Here is an 18,068-nt window from a genome sequence, read left to right on the forward strand (position 1 = left end):
CAGACAGGGAAATCATGTCGAAACAGTATCTGAATATCTTCACCCAGCGTAACTCCGCCATTCTCCTGCTGCTGGGCTTTGCCTCGGGTTTGCCGCTGGCGCTGACCTCCGGCACGCTGCAAGCCTGGATGACCGTCGAAAACATCGATCTGAAAACCATCGGTATTTTTTCACTGGTCGGTCAAGCCTATGTATTCAAATTTCTGTGGTCGCCCTTTATGGACCGCTACACCCCGCCATTCCTTGGGCGGCGTCGTGGCTGGCTGCTGATCAGTCAGTTGCTGCTGGTGGTGTCGATTGTGGCCATGGGCTTCATGCAGCCGGCGCAACATCTGTGGTGGCTGGCGGCATTGGCGGTGCTGGTGGCGTTCTGTTCCGCCTCGCAGGATATTGTTTTCGATGCGTATAAAACCGACCTGCTAAGCGCCGAAGAACGCGGCGCGGGGGCGGCGATCTCCGTTCTCGGCTACCGGCTGGCGATGCTGGTTTCCGGCGGCTTGGCGCTGTGGCTGGCAGATCGCTATTTAGGTTGGCAATCAACCTATTGGCTGATGGCCGGGCTGATGCTGATTGGTATCGTCGCCACCCTGCTGGCCCCCGAGCCGGACGATGGCATTCCGGCACCGCGCTCCATGGAGCAGGCGGTCGTCGCCCCGCTACGCGATTTCTTTGCACGGAACAATGCCTGGCTGATTTTGCTGCTGATAGTCATGTACAAGATGGGCGACGCCTTTGCCGGCAGCCTGAGCACTACGTTCCTGATCCGCGGCGTGGGCTTTGACGCCGGGGAGGTCGGGCTGGTCAACAAGACTCTCGGCCTGTTCGCCACCATCGTCGGCGCGCTGTTTGGCGGCGTGCTGATGCAACGCCTTAGTCTGTTCCGCGCTCTGATGCTGTTCGGCATTCTCCAGGCGGTGTCCAATCTCGGTTACTGGATCCTGGCGGTCACCGACAAGAACATCATGACGATGGGCAGCGCCATCTTCCTGGAAAACCTGTGCGGCGGCATGGGCACTGCGGCCTTTGTCGCGCTGCTGATGACGTTGTGCAACAAGTCGTTTTCCGCCACCCAATTCGCCCTGTTGTCGGCGCTGTCCGCCGTCGGCCGCGTCTATGTTGGCCCGATTGCCGGTTGGTTCGTTGAGGCGCACGGCTGGCCGCTGTTTTATTTATTCTCGATCGCAGCCGCCCTGCCAGGCCTGCTGCTGTTGCGCCTGTGCCGTCAAACGCTGGAATATACCCAGCGCACCGACAACTTCATGCCGCGTACCGAGTTCCGTCAACTCTACCGCTGGGCACTGCGTCTGTTGACTTTGGGCTGCTCGCTGCTGGGGGTCTGGCTGATTCTGTTGATTACCAACGCGCTCGACTGGAGTGCCTTGCCGAACCTGGCCGACCTCCTGCTGCAAACTGGCGCCGCACTGAGCCTGGTGGGCATCGCGATGGGCAGCCTGCTTGACTATCTGGCGCTGCGCCGCACCAAGCTGGCCTGATATTGCCGACCGGTCATAGCACCGGTCGGCAAAAATGCATCAACGTGATGAGTTTATTTTTCTTAAAAAAACAGAATTGCCGTTAAAATTATTTTTTTATCCGAGCAAAACGCTCGGAAATAAAATTACCGTCACTTTAAATACACAATTATTTTACATTATATAAACCTTTCCTTCGTATTTAAAATACGGCAGGTTAATGTGCCAAAATCAGCATACCGTTAGTTTTCCTTAACATAGAGCCTGCCCGGCACGATTCAGCTCGCCAACGCGTTGTTGCCATTGGTAAATTGTCACGTAAGGTTACATCTGTGACCCCCTTAACAGAAAGTGTCAACAAGGCGCTGACACTCCCTTAAGCATGTTTACAGTACTGCAACCTTCCCGTAAAATGCCCGCACACATGAAACGACAATAGAGCCTTTGTAATTGAGGTCGTTAGATGAGACTTAAGAAATACAATAAAAGTATTGGGATGATGTCATTAATTGCATCTACTGTAATGCTCAGTGGTTGCAATATGGTATTGATGAACCCCAAAGGAGCAATTGGTGTTGAGCAACGGACACTGATTATCACTGCAATCGCGCTGATGTTGATCGTGGTGATACCGGTTATCTTTATGGCGTTCGCTTTTGCCTGGAAGTACCGTGCTTCCAACAAAGACGCCAAGTACAGTCCGAACTGGTCACATTCCAACAAGATCGAAGCGGTCGTCTGGACCATTCCTATCATTATCATCGCCATCCTTGGCACCATTACCTGGAAGACTACCCACGAACTTGATCCGTTCAAGCCGATTGTCACTGACAAGAAGCCGATGACGATCGAAGTGGTGTCGCTCGACTGGAAATGGTTGTTTATCTATCCAGAACAAGGCATCGCAACCGTTAATGAATTGGCTTTCCCGAAAGATGTTCCAGTCGAATTCAAGATCACCTCTAACTCGGTAATGAACTCGTTCTTTATTCCTCAGTTAGGTGGGCAGATTTATGCGATGGCCGGGATGCAGACCAAACTGCACCTTATCGGCAACGAAGCAGGCAAATACGACGGTATTTCCAGTAGCTTCAGCGGTCGCGGGTTCTCCGGCATGAAATTCACCGCTATTGTCACCCCAACCGAAGGCGACTTCGATCAGTGGGTTGCCAAGGTGAAAGCATCGTCGAATAACCTTAACGCCACCAGCGACTTTAACAAACTGGCAGAGCCGAGTGAAAACAACCCGGTCGAGTACTTCTCCAGTGTCAAACCGAATTTGTTCAAAGAAACTATTGGCAAATTCATGGGTGACATGAACATGCACAAAGGCGCTACCGCGCATGAAGGCATGGACATGAGCCAGGGTATGGACATGAGTGAGCATGCTCACGCCGGAGCCGAGGAATAATCTGATGTTGGGAAAATTAACACTTGATGCGGTTCCGTACCACGAACCGATCATCATGATCACCGTTGCTGCAATTGTTATCGGGGGCCTGGCTCTGCTGGCTCTGATAACCTATTTCGGCAAATGGAAATGGCTGTGGAGCGATTGGCTGACTTCGGTCGACCACAAAAAAATTGGTATCATGTACATCATCGTGGCAATGGTTATGTTGCTGCGTGGTTTCGCCGATGCCATCATGATGCGTAGCCAGCAGGCGCTTGCGTCCGCCGGCGAGGCCGGGTTCCTGCCGCCGCACCACTACGACCAAATCTTTACCGCTCACGGCGTAATCATGATCTTCTTCATGGCGATGCCTTTCGTGGTTGGTCTGATGAACGTTGTGGTTCCGTTGCAAATCGGCGCCCGTGACGTTGCCTTCCCGTTCCTGAACTCCCTGAGCTTCTGGTTCTTCGTGGTGGGCGTAGTGCTGATCAACATCTCTCTGGGGGTTGGTGAGTTCGCGCAGACCGGTTGGCTGGCTTATCCGCCGCTGTCGGGCAAGGAATACAGTCCTGGCGTCGGGGTCGATTACTGGATCTGGAGTCTGCAGATTTCCGGTCTGGGTACCCTGTTGACCGGCGTGAACTTCTTCGCCACCATCATGAAGATGCGTGCCCCTGGCATGCCTCTGATGAAGATGCCGGTGTTCACCTGGGCGGCGCTGTGTACTAACGTCCTGATCATCGTTTCTTTCCCAATTCTGACCGTCACCATCGCGTTGCTGACCCTGGATCGCTATCTGGGCACCCATTTCTTTACCAATGATATGGGCGGCAACATGATGATGTACATCAACCTGATTTGGGCCTGGGGTCACCCAGAGGTGTATATTCTGGTGCTGCCGGTGTTCGGTGTGTTCTCCGAAGTGACCGCGACCTTCTCCAGAAAACGCCTGTTCGGCTATACCTCACTGGTATGGGCAACCATCGCGATTACCGTTCTGTCGTTCATCGTATGGCTGCACCACTTCTTTACCATGGGGTCCGGCGCGAACGTCAACGCCTTCTTCGGTATCGCCACCATGATCATTTCCATCCCTACCGGGGTGAAAATCTTCAACTGGCTGTTCACCATGTACCAGGGCCGTATTCAGTTCAACTCGGCAATGCTGTGGACCATCGGCTTCATCATCACCTTCTCCGTGGGTGGGATGACCGGCGTGCTGCTGGCCGTTCCGGGCGCGAACTTCGTGCTGCACAACAGTCTGTTCCTGATTGCCCACTTCCATAACGTTATCATCGGTGGTGTGGTGTTCGGTTGCTTCGCCGGCCTGACTTACTGGTTCCCTAAATCCTTCGGCTTCACGCTGAACGAAAAATGGGGCATCCGCGCGTTCTGGTTCTGGATCATCGGTTTCTTCGTGGCCTTTATGCCGCTGTATGCTCTGGGCTTTATGGGTATGACTCGTCGTATCAGCCAGAACATCAACCCTGAGTTCCACCCACTGCTGCTGGTAGCGGCTGGCGGTGCAGCGCTGATTGCCTGCGGTATTCTGTGCCAACTGATCCAGATCTTCGTCAGCGTGCGTGACCGCGAGCAGAACCGCGATCTGACCGGTGACCCATGGGGCGCTCGTACGTTGGAGTGGTCTACCTCGTCTCCACCGCCGTTCTATAACTTTGCCGTAGTGCCGCAGATTCATGACCGTGATGAATTCTGGGACATGAAAGAAAAAGGCGAAGCCTATAAGAAACCGGCTAAGTATGAACCGATTCATATGCCGAAAAATACCGGCGCCGGTGTGATTATCGCTGGCTTCAGCCTGGTATTCGGTTTCGCGATGATCTGGGACATCTGGTGGATGGCGATCGCTGCCTTCGTAGGTATGATCGTGACCTGGATTGCCAAGAGCTTCGATGAAGATGTTGATTACTATGTGCAGGTTGATGAAATCGAGCGCATTGAGAACCAACACTATGAACAAATCAGCAAAGCAGGCGTGAAACATGTCAACTGATACTCTGACTAACCATAACGCAGCCCATGCAGAGCATGGGCACCATGACGCAGGCGAGACCAAAGTCTTCGGATTCTGGATCTACCTGATGAGCGACTGTATTTTGTTTGCGAGCTTGTTCGCGACTTATGCAGTACTGGTGAACGGGACCGCCGGCGGTCCCTCTGGCAAAGACATCTTCGATCTGAAGTTTGTCCTGGTTGAAACCTTCCTGCTGTTGTTCAGCTCCATCACCTACGGTATGGCGATGATCGGCATGAACAAAGGCAAGGTTGGCAGCGTTAATACCTGGCTGTTCCTGACCTTCCTGTTCGGTCTGGGCTTCGTAGCGATGGAAATCTATGAATTCCATCATCTGATCGCCGAAGGCTTCGGTCCGGATCGCAGCGCGTTCCTGTCCGGCTTCTTCGCACTGGTTGCTACTCACGGTCTGCACGTGTCTACCGGTCTGGTTTGGATCATCATCATGATGATTCAGGTGAGCAAGCGTGGCCTGACTTCAACCAACAAAACCCGTCTGATGTGTCTGAGCCTGTTCTGGCACTTCCTCGACGTGGTCTGGATCTGCGTATTTACCGTTGTTTACCTGCTGGGGGTTATGTCATGAGCCATTCATCCCATGAAACTTCTCACGGCGGCGCAAGCCACGGTAGCGTTAAGTCATATCTGATCGGCTTTATCCTGTCGATCATCCTGACGGTGATTCCATTTGCGATGGTGATGAGCGGCACAGCCTCTCACTCAACCATCCTGGCGGTTGTAGTCGGCATGGCAGTCATTCAGGTGATTGTTCACCTGATTTACTTCCTGCACATGAATACCTCATCGGAAGAGCGCTGGAACCTGGTGGCATTGCTGTTCACCGCTATGATCATCGGTATCGTTGTTGTGGGTTCACTCTGGATTATGTACAACCTCAACATCAATATGATGGTCAGTTAAAGAGTCGAGCTGCACGTGATGATTAAGCAATACCTGCAAGTAACTAAACCAGGAATTATTTTCGGCAATTTAATTTCTGTCGTAGGGGGATTTCTGCTCGCTTCCAAAGGAAGCATCGATTATCCCCTGTTTCTCGCCACCCTGGTGGGTGTCTCGTTGGTTGTCGCTTCGGGCTGTGTGTTTAACAACTACATTGACCGCGACATCGACAAGAAAATGGAGAGAACGAAGAACCGGGTGCTGGTGAAAGGCCTGATCGCGCCGAGTGTGACCCTGGTTTATGCTACCGTTTTGGGTATTGCGGGCTTTGTGTTGCTGTATATCGGCGCCAACCCGCTGGCCATGTGGCTGGCGGTGATGGGCTTCGTGGTTTATGTCGGCGTTTATAGCCTGTACATGAAACGCCACTCGGTATACGGCACACTGATCGGCAGCCTGTCGGGCGCTGCGCCACCGGTTATCGGTTATTGCGCGGTGACCAACGAGTTTGATGCCGGTGCGTTGATCCTGCTGGCTATCTTTAGCCTGTGGCAGATGCCGCATTCCTACGCGATTGCCATCTTCCGCTTTAAAGATTACCAGGCGGCCAACATTCCGGTTCTACCGGTGGTCAAAGGTATTTCCGTGGCGAAGAACCACATCACGGTCTACATCTTGGCGTTTATGATTGCTACGCTGATGCTGACCCTGAGCGGCTACGCCGGCTACAAATACCTGATCGTCGCTGCGGCGGTAAGCGTATGGTGGCTGGGTATGGCGCTGCGTGGTTACAAAACAGAAAATGACAGCATCTGGGCGCGCAAGCTGTTTGTGTTCTCCATTGTTGCCATCACTTCGCTGAGCGTAATGATGTCTATCGACTTCAGCGCAACGGCATCGCCAGAAACGCTGATGACTTACGTCTGGTAAGCCAAATCGTCTGTGAATGGGCCGCTTAGCGGCCCATTTTATTTGTCTCGCCGAAAAGCCGCCGAACTGTAATATCTGTTAAACAACATTCGATTTACCCCCCCTGCCCTTCACACTAAAATGACGCAGCTTTTCAGAAGCTATCCCACCAGGCGTTATCGCCGATAACCTGCTGGAATGGCTTTTAATGAGGTTTTAATGAACGACAATGCAATGACCCCGCAGGAACGACGGGCGACCTGGGGATTAGGAACGGTATTTTCACTGCGCATGCTTGGCATGTTTATGGTGCTGCCGGTACTGACCACCTACGGTATGGCGTTGAACGGCGCCAGCGAAACGCTGATCGGTATCGCCATCGGCATTTACGGCCTGGCACAAGCGGTGTTTCAGATCCCCTTCGGCCTGATTTCCGACCGCATCGGCCGCAAGCCGCTGATCGTCGGCGGGCTATTGATCTTTGCGCTGGGCAGCGTGATTGCCGCCGTCACCGACTCCATTTGGGGCGTTATCCTAGGCCGTGCATTACAGGGCTCCGGCGCTATCGCGGCGGCAGTGATGGCGTTGCTGTCAGACCTGACCCGCGAGCAGAACCGCACCAAGGCGATGGCGTTTATCGGCGTCAGCTTCGGCATCACCTTTGCCATTGCCATGGTGGTCGGCCCAATCGTCACCCATGCTTTCGGCCTGCATGCGCTATTTTGGATGATTGCCGTGCTGGCCTTGGCCGGTATCGTGATTACCCTGGCGGTGGTGCCGTCCGCAGACAGCCACGTGCTGAACCGTGAATCCAGCATAGTGAGCGGCAGTTTCAGCAAGGTGCTGAGCAACTCCCGCCTGCTGAAGCTGAATTTCGGCATCATGTGTCTGCATATTCTGCTGATGTCCAGCTTCGTGGCGCTGCCGCTGGCGATGGAAAAAGCCGGTTTGGCGCCGAGCCAGCATTGGATCGTCTATTTGGTCACCATGCTGGTTTCTTTTGCCGCCGTGGTGCCCTTTATCATTTATGCCGAAATGAAACGCCGCATGAAGCAGGTGTTTATGGGCTGCGTGGCGGTTCTGTTCTGTGCCGAAGTGCTGTTGTGGCTGTCCGGCGCCCATCTGTGGGGCATCATTGCCGGCGTGCAGCTGTTCTTCATGGCCTTTAACGTGATGGAAGCGATTCTGCCTTCGCTGATCAGCAAAGAATCGCCGGCCGGCTACAAGGGTACCGCTATGGGGGTTTACTCCACCAGCCAGTTTATCGGCGTGGCGATTGGCGGCAGCCTGGGCGGCTTGTTGTATGGCCTGCAGGGCGCCGGCTTGGTGTTTATCGCCGGTGCGGTTATCGCCGCCGTTTGGTTCCTGATCAGCAGCACCATGCAAGAACCGCCGTACGTCAGCAGCCTGCGCATTACGTTGTCGGAACTGGCGGTGAAGGATTCTGCGCTGGAAAGCCGTCTGAAGGCCCAGCCTGGCGTGGCGGAAGCGATAGTAGTGCCCGAAGAGCGCAGCGCCTACGTGAAGGTCGATACCAAACAGACCAACCGCGGTCAGCTGGAAGCTCTGGTAAATTCGCTGTAGCTGTCGTAATAGAAAGGGCCAGCTTGCTGGCCCTTGGTAATATCGTCGCGGAAAAGTTAATCGCGGAAGTTTTTGAACTGGAACGGTTGCCCCAGATCGGCACCGCGCACCAGCGCCATCACCCCTTGCAGATCGTCGCGTGACTTGCCGGTAACGCGGACTTCATCACCCTGAATTTGTGCCTGCACCTTCAGCTTGCTGTCTTTGATCAGCTTGACGATTTTCTTCGCCTGGGTGGTTTCAATACCCTGTTTCAGCTTGGCTTCCACGCTGTAGGTTTTGCCGCTGTGGGTCATTTCGTCCGGGATCTCCAGCGCGCCGCCATCGATACTGCGCTTGCTCAGTTTCTCACGCAGAATATCGAGCAGTTGCTGCACCTGGAAATCAGATTCGCTGGCGACTTTGATGCTTTCATCTTTTTCGTTCAGCTCAAAACTGGCCGGCACGTTGCGGAAATCCCAACGGGTGCCGAGATCGCGTGTGGCGTTCTCAACGGCGTTACGCACTTCCTGCATATCAATTTCGGAAACAATGTCGAAAGATGGCATACTTCTTCCTCCTGAATTAGAGCCTAATGCGATAGGCGATTTCGATGCCGAGCATGATAACCGCTTTAGCGCCTCAGGCAAAATCCGCTAAGCCTACCGACAGATATCTCGCCGGATAGCAGAAAAGTCTATAATTATACGACAGTAATTGAGCGGTATTCCCGTTACCCCAAGGAGACTGAATGAAAATAACTATTCTTGGTTGCGGTGCGCTCGGACAACTGTGGCTCTCCAGGCTTTATCAGCAGGGCCACGACGTACAAGGATGGCTGCGGGTACCGCAACCCTTCTGCGCAGTGAACGTGATTGAGCCTGAGGGCACCTCGTTCAACCGTAATTTGCCCACCAACGATCCCGAACATCTGGCCCAAAGCGAACTGTTGCTGGTCACGCTGAAAGCCTGGCAGGTTTCCAGCGCCGTCAGCGCGCTGCTGCCCAGGTTGAACCCGCGTTGCGCCATACTGCTGCTGCATAACGGCATGGGCACCCAGGATGAACTGCCGGCAAACAGCCAGCCCATATTGCAGGGCACCACGACCCACGCGGCAAGGCGCGAAGGCAGCACCATTATCCATGTTGCCGGCGGCACCACCCATATCGGCCCGACATCGCCGGCGGCGATACATCTCAGCCATCTGGCGGAAATGTTGCATCAGGCTTTGCCCGATGTGGCCTGGCACAACAACATTGCGTCGGCAAACTGGCGCAAGCTGGCGGTCAACTGCGTGATTAACCCCCTTACGGCGCTGTATGACTGCCGTAATGGCGAATTGCAGCGTTACCCGGAGCAAATCGAAACCCTGTGCCGCGAAGTCTCCGGCGTGATGGAAATGGAAGGCTACCACACCTCATGCGAAGGGCTGCGGCAATACGTGATGGAAGTGATTCAGAGCACCGCAGATAACATCTCTTCGATGCTGCAGGATGTCCGCACCCAGCGGCATACCGAGATCGACTACATTACCGGCTACCTGCTGCGCCGCGCGCGCAGCCACGGCATGATTCTGCCGGAGAACGCGCGGTTGTTTGAACTGATTAAGCGAAAGGAAAATGAATATGAGCGTATCGGCGCTGGTCTGCCTGGCACCTGGTAGCGAAGAAACCGAAGCCGTCACTACCATCGATCTTCTGGTACGAGCGGGCGTGAAAGTCACCACCGCCAGCGTGGCCGGCGACGGTGACCTGACTATCGTCTGCTCGCGCGGCGTAAAGCTGCTGGCGGACGCGCCGCTGGTGTCGATTGTGGACGATCCCTTCGATGCCATCGTGCTGCCCGGCGGCCTGAAAGGCGCCGAGTGTTTTCGCGACAGCCCGCTGTTGGTAGAGAAAGTGCGTCAGATGCATCTGCAGGGCAACATCGTCGCCGCTATCTGTGCGGCACCGGCCTTGGTGCTGCAACACCACGATCTGTTCCCCATCGGCAATATGACCGGCTTCCCCGGATTGAAAGATCAGATCCCGGCAGACAAATGGATGGAGCGGCGCGTGGTATACGACGCACGCGTCAACCTGCTCACCAGCCAGGGGCCGGGAACGTCGATGGAGTTTGCGCTGAAGTTGATTGATTTGCTGCTGGGTAAGGCCAAAGCGGCGGAAATAGCAGCGCAGCTGGTGCTGATTCCGGGGATGTACGATTTCCGCGATTAGTAAGCATCAGTTCTGAGGTTAAAATAGATAATCCACAAAATAATTCGAGCTGCAACCAGGCGGCTAGTGCGGGAATCCCCGGGAGCTTACTTGAGTAAGTGACCGGGGTGAGCGCATGCAGCCAACACAGTTGCAGCTTCAAGTATGAAGTGGATTTAAGGGCGGTAAACCTTCACATTGGTGAACCCCTGCTCCAGCAGGTACAGCGCCTGCAGGCGGCTCATCACGCCACGATCACAGTACAGCAGGTAAGTTTTGCTCTGATCCAGATCGCCAAACTGCGTGCTGAGTTTGTAGAACGGCAGCGGTTTCACCTCAACCTGTTCCAGCTTCAACGGCTTCTCTTCCTGCTCGTCATTAGAACGGATATCCAGGATCACGTCGTCAGCGCCAAAGGCCGCCACGGTTTCTACTTCAGCAACCTGTTCCTGCGCCTGTTCGGCGATGGTACGGATATCGACATTCTTCGCTTCACTCACCACGCGATCGAGAATGGAAAAATCGAAGTGACTTTCCTCTTCTTCAATTTTGGCTTTGATCGCTTTTACCGTCGGGCTTTTCGAGATCACACCACAGTATTCCGGCATGGTCTTGGCAAAGTCTTCGGTGCCGATTTCACGCGCCACTTTGATGATGTGTTCTTTGTCGTGCGAAATCAGCGGACGCAGGATCAGGGTATCGGACGCATTGTCGATCAAACGCAGATTAGTCAGCGTCTGGCTGGACACCTGACCCAGCGCCTCACCGGTGACCAGCGCCTGTACGCCATAACGTTCCGCAACTTGCGAGGCGGCACGCACCATCATGCGTTTGAGCACCACGCCCATCTGGCCATCGTCGACCTTTTCCAGGATCTCGCCGACCACGGGTTCGAAATCGATGGCGACAAAGCGCACCTTGTGCGAGCTGGCAAAGCGGTTCCACAGATAATACGCCACCTGCTTGACGCCAATCTCATGCGCCGCACCGCCCAGATTGAAGAAGCAGTAATGTACGCGGCAACCGCGACGCATCAGCATATAGCTGGAAACGCCCGAGTCGAAACCGCCGGAAATCAGCGACAGCACGTCTTCCTGGGTGCCCACCGGGTAACCGCCGATGCCTTCGCGGCGCGCTTTTACCAGCATCAGTTTGTCATCTTCGATTTCCAGATTGACCGTCACCTGCGGGTGCGACAGCTTAACGCGCGCACTTTCGATGTGCTGGTTCAAACCGCCGCCAACGTAACGTTCCACGTCCTGCGAGTTGAAGTCTTGCTTGCCGCGGCGCTTAACACGCACGCAGAAGGTCTTACCCTCCAACTGCTCGCGGTAAGCTTCCAGCGTCTGCTCGAAAATATGGTGGATATCGGTGTAGCCGCGGTCTTCCACTTCCAGAATATGGTGGATACCGGGAATGCGCGTCAGCGCGTCGGCAATCACCGGCCGCTGATTTTCATCTTTGGCGCGAACTTCGATATGATCCCAGTGACGGACAACCGCCAGCGTTTCATCATACTGCTTCAGGACGTTGCGGATATTGGTCGAGAGAATCTTGATAAAGCGCAAGCGCACAGATTGACTCTTGATGGTGATTTCCGGGAACAATTTAATGATAAACTTCATGGCGGTCTTTATTGTCAGAATTACGAGGGAAAAGGATTTACAATGTATATGCGATTGATAAAACCAACGGCAGTGCCGAATGTTTTATCAATCGCATTTGCGGCGCAGAGTATATCACTATCTGGTGAAGCCCGGTGCACAAAACCACACATGCGCGCCATGATTTGCTAATCAAAATCCGCTAGGATAGGCTCTGGCGCCACTGTTCACATGATGATGTAAAAAGAAAATTATGCCGAAAAAACCTGCACAATCAGACAGTACAGAGCAAAGCATCAGCTTTGAAAGTTCCCTCAGCGAACTGGAAAACATCGTGACGCGTCTGGAATCGGGTGAGTTACCGCTGGAAGACGCTCTGAATGAATTCGAACGCGGCGTTCAGCTGGCGCGTCAGGGCCAACAGAAGCTGCAACAGGCCGAGCAGCGTGTGCAAATTTTACTTAACGACAGCGCCGATGACGCCGCGCTGGCGCCTTTCACCCCGGATGCAGAGTAATCGTCATGTCTGAGATCGTCCAACAGCCCGCTTTTTCTGAGCAGTTACAGGCTTTTCGCCAGCGGGCCGACCGCGCGCTGCTGGATTTTATCGCGCCGCTGCCGTTCAATGAAGGCAACATGGTGGCCGCCATGCGCCACGGCGCGCTGCTGGGCGGCAAACGTCTGCGCCCGTTCCTGGTGTATACCACCGGGCAGATGTTTGGCGTTTCACTGAATAATTTGGATGTGCCGGCCGCTGCGGTAGAATGCATTCATGCCTATTCGTTGATCCACGACGATCTTCCGGCAATGGACGATGACGATCTGCGTCGCGGTCAGCCTACCTGCCATATCAAATTTGGTGAAGCCAGCGCGATCCTGGCGGGTGATGCACTGCAGACGCTGGCATTTTCCATTCTGGCCGATGCCGACATGCCCGACGTGGCGCTGCGCGATCGACTGGCCATGGTGTCCGAACTGGCGACCGCCAGCGGCGTTGCCGGCATGTGCGGTGGCCAGTCGTTGGATCTTGAGGCTGAAGGCCGGCAAATTGATCTGCCTGCGCTGGAACAGATACACCGCCACAAGACCGGCGCATTAATCCGCGCGGCGGTTCGCCTTGGGGCTTTGGCCGCCGGTGAGCCTGGCCGTGCAGCGCTGCCGCAGCTTGACCGTTACGCTGCGGCGATCGGCCTAGCGTTTCAGGTACAGGATGACATTTTGGACGTTGTCGGCGAAACCGAGAAAATCGGTAAACGCCAGGGAGCGGACCAGCAACACGGAAAGAGCACCTATCCAGCTTTGCTCGGGCTTGACAGCGCGAAAGCAAAAGCGTGGGATCTCTATCAGGAAGCTTTAGCTGCATTAGACACTTTGGCAGCGCAATCTTATAACACAGCGCCATTGCGAGCGTTAGCCAGCTTCATTATTGAACGCGACAATTAACGTGTGACGTTAACTCCTCTGATATGAGTATCGAATGAGTCTTGATATAGCCAAATACCCGACCTTGGCGCTAGTGGAAAATCCCGATGAACTCCGCTCGCTGCCAAAAGAGAGCCTGCCGAAGCTGTGTGACGAACTGCGGCAATACCTGCTGGACAGCGTCAGCCGCTCCAGCGGCCACTTTGCGTCCGGGCTGGGTACCGTCGAACTGACGGTGGCATTGCACTATGTTTACAACACCCCCTTCGATCATCTGGTATGGGACGTTGGCCACCAGGCCTACCCGCATAAAATTCTGACCGGCCGTCGCGACAGGATTTCCACCATCCGCCAGAAAGACGGCCTGCACCCTTTTCCCTGGCGTGCTGAGAGTGAATATGACGTGCTGTCGGTTGGCCACTCGTCTACCTCGATCAGCGCCGGCCTCGGCATGGCGGTTGCCGCGGAGCGTGAAGGCAAGAATCGCCGCACGGTCTGCGTGATTGGCGACGGCGCGATCACCGCCGGCATGGCGTTTGAAGCCATGAACCACGCCGGGGACATCAACCCGGATATGCTGGTGGTGCTGAACGATAACGAAATGTCGATTTCCGAAAACGTGGGCGCGCTGAACAATCATCTGGCGCAACTGCTTTCCGGCAAACTCTATTCCACCCTGCGCGAAGGCGGCAAAAGAGTGCTGTCCGGCCTGCCGCCCATCAAAGAGTTGGTCAAACGCACCGAAGAACACCTGAAAGGCATGGTGGTGCCGGGCACGCTGTTCGAAGAGCTGGGCTTTAACTATATCGGCCCGGTTGACGGCCACGATGTCCAGGGGCTGGTCGCCACGCTGAAAAACATGCGTGATCTGAAAGGCCCGCAGTTGCTGCACATCATGACCAAAAAGGGCCGGGGTTACGCGCCGGCGGAAAAAGATCCGATCAGCTTCCACGCAGTGCCGAAATTCGATCCGGCCAGCGGCACCTTGCCGAAAAGTGCCGGCGGTCAACCGTCCTATTCAAAAATCTTCGGTGACTGGCTGTGCGAAACCGCTGCCAAAGACAGCTCTCTGATGGCCATTACTCCGGCAATGCGCGAAGGCTCCGGCATGGTGCAGTTCTCTCGTGACTATCCGCAGCAATACTTTGACGTCGCCATTGCCGAACAGCATGCGGTCACCTTTGCCGCCGGTCTGGCGATTGGCGGCTACAAACCGGTGGTGGCGATTTACTCCACCTTCCTGCAGCGCGCTTACGATCAACTGATCCACGATGTGGCGATCCAAAAACTGCCGGTGATGTTTGCCATCGATCGCGGCGGTATCGTCGGCGCCGACGGCCAGACTCACCAGGGAGCGTTCGATCTGTCGTTCATGCGCTGTATCCCGACCATGGTGATCATGACGCCAAGTGATGAGAACGAATGCCGCCAGATGCTGTACACCGGCTATCACTATAACGAAGGCCCAAGCGCCGTCCGCTATCCGCGTGGTAACGGCACCGGTGCGACGCTGGAACCGCTTGCCGCGTTGCCGATCGGCAAAGGCGTGGTGCGCCGGGCAGGCGAAAAGGTCGCGATTCTGAACTTCGGTACCCTGCTGCAGGAAGCCGCTAAAGTGGCTGAAGACATCAATGCCACCCTGGTGGATATGCGCTTCGTGAAACCGCTGGACGAACAGCTGGTGCTGGAGCTGACTGCCAGCCACGAGGTGCTGGTCACGCTGGAAGAGAACGCCATTATGGGCGGTGCCGGCAGTGGCGTGAACGAGCTGCTGATGGCCAAACGCCGCGCAGTGCCGGTACTGAATATCGGCCTGCCGGACAGCTTTGTGTCGCAAGGCAGCCAGGAAGAGGTTCGAGTCGATTTGGGCCTGGACGCCGCCGGCATACGGCGACAAATTGAAGCCTGGCTGGCGCAATAATCCTCGCGCCTGATTGACCGACGCCTCCGCTTTGCGGGGGCGTTTTTCGTCTCAGTCATCCCGATAATCCACTACAGTTATAGATCTGTGCTGACACTGGGAGGCAAGCATGAAGTATCTGAAACTGGGTAACACCGATCTGAACGTCTCGCGCATCTGCCTGGGTTGTATGACCTACGGTGAACCCAACCGCGGCAATCACGCCTGGACGCTGCCGGAAGAAAGCAGCCGTCCGCTGCTGAAGCAGGCACTGGATGCCGGCATCAATTTCTTCGACACCGCCAACAGCTACTCAGACGGCAGCAGCGAGGAGATCGTCGGCCGGGCGCTGAGGGATTACGCGCGCCGTGATGACGTGGTGATCGCCACCAAAGTCTATTTCCCCCTGAGTAATCTGGAACGCGGGTTGTCGCGCGCCAAAATCATGCAGTCTATCGACGACAGCCTGCAACGATTGGGCACCGACTATGTCGATCTGCTGCAAATCCACCGTTGGGATTATGAAACGCCCATTGAAGAAACGCTGGAAGCACTGCATGACGTGGTCAGGGCCGGTAAAGCGCGCTATATAGGCGCGTCGTCGATGTATGCCTGGCAATTCGCCAAAGCGCTGTACACCGCCGATCTGCACGGCTGGACGCGGTTTGTCAGCATGCAGGACCAGTACAACCTGATTCAACGTGAGGAAGAGCGCGAAATGCATCCACTGTGCGCCGCCGAAGGCATCGCGGTGCTGCCGTGGAGCCCGCTGGCTCGCGGCCGTCTGACTCGCCCATGGGGTGAAACCACCGCACGGCTGGTGTCCGATCAGGTCGGCAAAAATCTGTATGACGAAACCGAAGGTATCGATGGCATTATCGCCGAACGCGTCGCCACCCTTGCTGAAGAACGCGGTGTATCACGTGCACAGGTTGCGCTGGCCTGGCTGTTGAGCAAACCGGTGGTCAGTGCTCCTATTATCGGCGCCTCGCGCCAGGAACATCTGGAAGACGCCGTGGCCGCCGTCGATCTGGCATTAACGCCGGAAGAGATTGCCGAGCTGGAAACGGCCTATGTGCCGCATCACGTGACGGGGTTTGAATAACGCGGAGGTTTCAAGGGCGCAGCCGTGTTGAACTGCGCCCCTGTAATCAAAACAGCCCGAGCGGCCAGTGGTGGCCAATCAGGTAGATGATGCCGGCCGAAAGCACCCCGGCGACGATGTCGTCGACCATGATGCCCATACCGCCATGCACGTTGCGATCGAACCAGCGGATAGGCCAGGGTTTCCACATGTCGAGAATACGGAAAATCACAAAACCTGCGGCCACCCACTGCCAGTCGTTAACCGGCAACGCCATCAGCGTGATCCACATGCCGACAAACTCGTCCCAGACGATGCTGCCGTGATCGTGTACCCGCATATCCTTGGCTGTCTGGTGGCATAAATAGACGCCGATACAGATGCTGAACATCACCAGCAGCGAATAGAGCTGCCACGGCAGTTGGATCAGCAGCAGCCAGAACGGAATCGCCGCCAGCGATCCCATGGTGCCCGGCACCACCGGTGACAGGCCGCTGCCGAAACCGGTAGCCAGCAAGTGCCACGGATTGCTCATCCGCAGACGGCGTTTAGCTTCATCCATATTACGCCTGCTCCGCGCTGAAATGATCGAAGCCCTTCCACGGCAGCTCCACCGCTTCATCGTTGCGGTAGAATTTAATGCCTTCGGAAAGTGGACCAATCTGGCCTATACAGGTGTAATCCGCACCCAGATGGCTCAGTGCCACTTCCAGCGCACCGCGATTGATTTCCGGCACCGTAAAGCACAGTTCGTAATCCTCACCGCCGGTCAGCGCCCAGCGCAGCGCTTGTTCAGCGTCCGTATGGCTGCTCAACACCTGCGACAGCGGCAGCTCATCCAGAACGATGCGCGCCCCGCACTCGGAAGCTTTCAGCACGTGCTTCAGATCGGAGATCAGCCCGTCGGAAATATCGATCGCAGAACTGGCCAAATCACGCAGCGCCTGCCCTTGCAACACCCGTGGCTGCGGCCGCAGATGGCGGCCAATCAGGTAATCGCGGGCGTCGGTATCCGCTACCTGCAGGCGATCCTGCAAGATAGCCAGGCCGGCGGCACTGTCGCCCAATGTACCGGTAACGTAGATCCAATCGCCGATGCGCGCACCGCTGCGGGTCAACGCCCGGCCGGCCGGGATCAAGCCATGAATGGTTAACGTCATGCTCAACGGGCCGCGCGTGGTGTCGCCGCCAATCAATTGCATACCGTAATAATTAAGCTGTTCGAACAGGCTGTCGCTGAACGCCTTCAGCCAGGGCTCATTCACGTCAGGCAAGGTTAACGCCAGTGAAAGCCAGGCCGGATCGGCGCCCATTGCCGCCAGATCGCTCAGGTTGACTGCCAGCGCTTTGTAGCCGAGATCGGCCGGATCGATATCCGGCAGGAAGTGAACGCCCGAAACCAGGGTGTCGGTACTGACGGCCAAAAGCTGTTTTTCTGCCACTGTCAGGAGTGCGCAGTCATCTCCAATGCCCAACTGTACGTCCCGGCGCAGACTCTTAAACCGGTCAAAATAGCGGGCAATGAGGTCAAATTCGCCGCATGCCATGGTCGATATTCCAATAGAAGAAATTAAGGCCGGCGATGCCGGCC

General features: G+C 55.6%; 17 protein-coding genes. 13 read left to right on the forward strand and 4 right to left on the reverse strand.

Annotation, left to right across the window (positions count from 1 at the left end; translation table 11 throughout):
* Positions 1 to 14: 14 nt before the first annotated feature.
* The 7 genes from ampG (at position 15) to SPL01S_RS05545 (ending at position 8,293) form a co-directional block, all read left to right on the forward strand.
* Complete coding sequence (gene ampG, locus SPL01S_RS05515) at positions 15 to 1,493, forward strand: muropeptide MFS transporter AmpG (protein WP_062793165.1); 1,479 nt, start codon at positions 15 to 17, stop codon at positions 1,491 to 1,493.
* A gap of 442 nt (positions 1,494 to 1,935) precedes the next feature.
* Positions 1,936 to 2,883 (forward strand): cytochrome o ubiquinol oxidase subunit II, encoded by a 948-nt coding sequence (gene cyoA / locus SPL01S_RS05520; protein WP_004949290.1) that lies wholly within the window; start codon positions 1,936 to 1,938, stop codon positions 2,881 to 2,883.
* Between the two features lie 4 nt (positions 2,884 to 2,887).
* Positions 2,888 to 4,879, forward strand: coding sequence for a cytochrome o ubiquinol oxidase subunit I (cyoB, locus tag SPL01S_RS05525; protein WP_004949288.1), 1,992 nt, complete (start codon positions 2,888 to 2,890; stop codon positions 4,877 to 4,879).
* On the forward strand, positions 4,869 to 5,486 hold the full coding sequence (locus SPL01S_RS05530) for a cytochrome o ubiquinol oxidase subunit III (RefSeq protein ID WP_006319781.1): 618 nt from the start codon (positions 4,869 to 4,871) through the stop codon (positions 5,484 to 5,486). The genes cyoB and SPL01S_RS05530 overlap by 11 nt, the downstream gene beginning before the upstream one ends.
* A complete protein-coding gene (locus SPL01S_RS05535) occupies positions 5,483 to 5,821 on the forward strand; it encodes a cytochrome o ubiquinol oxidase subunit IV (protein ID WP_004949284.1) in 339 nt (112 codons plus the stop codon). Before SPL01S_RS05530 ends, SPL01S_RS05535 begins: the two co-directional genes overlap by 4 nt.
* An 18-nt stretch (positions 5,822 to 5,839) precedes the next feature.
* A complete protein-coding gene (gene cyoE, locus SPL01S_RS05540) occupies positions 5,840 to 6,730 on the forward strand; it encodes a heme o synthase (RefSeq protein ID WP_004949283.1) in 891 nt (296 codons plus the stop codon).
* A 198-nt stretch (positions 6,731 to 6,928) separates the two neighbouring features.
* Positions 6,929 to 8,293 (forward strand): MFS transporter, encoded by a 1,365-nt coding sequence (locus SPL01S_RS05545; protein ID WP_063198072.1) that lies wholly within the window; start codon positions 6,929 to 6,931, stop codon positions 8,291 to 8,293.
* A gap of 56 nt (positions 8,294 to 8,349) precedes the next feature.
* Here the strand turns inward: SPL01S_RS05545 and SPL01S_RS05550 are convergent, their stop codons facing one another.
* Positions 8,350 to 8,841 carry a YajQ family cyclic di-GMP-binding protein gene (locus tag SPL01S_RS05550; RefSeq protein WP_004949281.1) on the reverse strand — a complete coding sequence of 164 codons (492 nt, stop codon included), beginning with the start codon at positions 8,839 to 8,841 and terminating at the stop codon, positions 8,350 to 8,352.
* Positions 8,842 to 9,023: 182 nt separating this feature from the next.
* On the opposite strand from SPL01S_RS05550, the gene panE reads away from it, so the two are divergent.
* Complete coding sequence (gene panE / locus SPL01S_RS05555) at positions 9,024 to 9,935, forward strand: 2-dehydropantoate 2-reductase (RefSeq protein ID WP_062793170.1); 912 nt, start codon at positions 9,024 to 9,026, stop codon at positions 9,933 to 9,935.
* The gene (yajL, locus tag SPL01S_RS05560; RefSeq protein ID WP_006323929.1) at positions 9,898 to 10,488 is read left to right on the forward strand and encodes a protein deglycase YajL; all 591 of its coding nucleotides are present in this window, start codon (positions 9,898 to 9,900) and stop codon (positions 10,486 to 10,488) included. The genes panE and yajL overlap by 38 nt, the downstream gene beginning before the upstream one ends.
* A 155-nt stretch (positions 10,489 to 10,643) precedes the next feature.
* Here yajL and thiI read toward each other — a convergent pair whose 3' ends face one another.
* The gene (gene thiI / locus SPL01S_RS05565) at positions 10,644 to 12,092 is read right to left on the reverse strand and encodes a tRNA uracil 4-sulfurtransferase ThiI (RefSeq protein ID WP_063198074.1); all 1,449 of its coding nucleotides are present in this window, start codon (positions 12,090 to 12,092) and stop codon (positions 10,644 to 10,646) included.
* 232 nt (positions 12,093 to 12,324) lie between these two features.
* On the opposite strand from thiI, the gene xseB reads away from it, so the two are divergent.
* The 4 genes from xseB to SPL01S_RS05585 all read left to right on the forward strand — a co-directional run bounded on the left by xseB (position 12,325) and on the right by SPL01S_RS05585 (position 16,498).
* A complete protein-coding gene (xseB, locus tag SPL01S_RS05570; RefSeq protein ID WP_004949276.1) occupies positions 12,325 to 12,588 on the forward strand; it encodes an exodeoxyribonuclease VII small subunit in 264 nt (87 codons plus the stop codon).
* 5 nt (positions 12,589 to 12,593) lie between these two features.
* On the forward strand, positions 12,594 to 13,514 hold the full coding sequence (ispA, locus tag SPL01S_RS05575; RefSeq protein WP_063198077.1) for a (2E,6E)-farnesyl diphosphate synthase: 921 nt from the start codon (positions 12,594 to 12,596) through the stop codon (positions 13,512 to 13,514).
* Positions 13,515 to 13,548: 34 nt separating this feature from the next.
* Positions 13,549 to 15,414 carry a 1-deoxy-D-xylulose-5-phosphate synthase gene (dxs, locus tag SPL01S_RS05580; RefSeq protein ID WP_063198079.1) on the forward strand — a complete coding sequence of 622 codons (1,866 nt, stop codon included), beginning with the start codon at positions 13,549 to 13,551 and terminating at the stop codon, positions 15,412 to 15,414.
* Between the two features lie 109 nt (positions 15,415 to 15,523).
* Positions 15,524 to 16,498: an aldo/keto reductase gene (locus tag SPL01S_RS05585; RefSeq protein ID WP_063198080.1), complete on the forward strand. Its 975-nt coding sequence runs from the start codon at positions 15,524 to 15,526 to the stop codon at positions 16,496 to 16,498.
* A 46-nt stretch (positions 16,499 to 16,544) separates the two neighbouring features.
* On the opposite strand, the gene pgpA is transcribed toward SPL01S_RS05585, so the two are convergent.
* Both pgpA and thiL read right to left on the reverse strand, forming a co-directional pair.
* A complete protein-coding gene (gene pgpA / locus SPL01S_RS05590) occupies positions 16,545 to 17,099 on the reverse strand; it encodes a phosphatidylglycerophosphatase A (protein ID WP_170865747.1) in 555 nt (184 codons plus the stop codon).
* A complete protein-coding gene (thiL, locus tag SPL01S_RS05595) occupies positions 17,041 to 18,024 on the reverse strand; it encodes a thiamine-phosphate kinase (RefSeq protein WP_004949265.1) in 984 nt (327 codons plus the stop codon). The genes pgpA and thiL overlap by 59 nt, the downstream gene beginning before the upstream one ends.
* Between the last annotated feature and the right edge of the window lie 44 nt (positions 18,025 to 18,068).

The sequence above is a fragment of the Serratia plymuthica NBRC 102599 genome, from assembly GCF_001590925.1.
Taxonomy (GTDB): domain Bacteria; phylum Pseudomonadota; class Gammaproteobacteria; order Enterobacterales; family Enterobacteriaceae; genus Serratia; species Serratia plymuthica.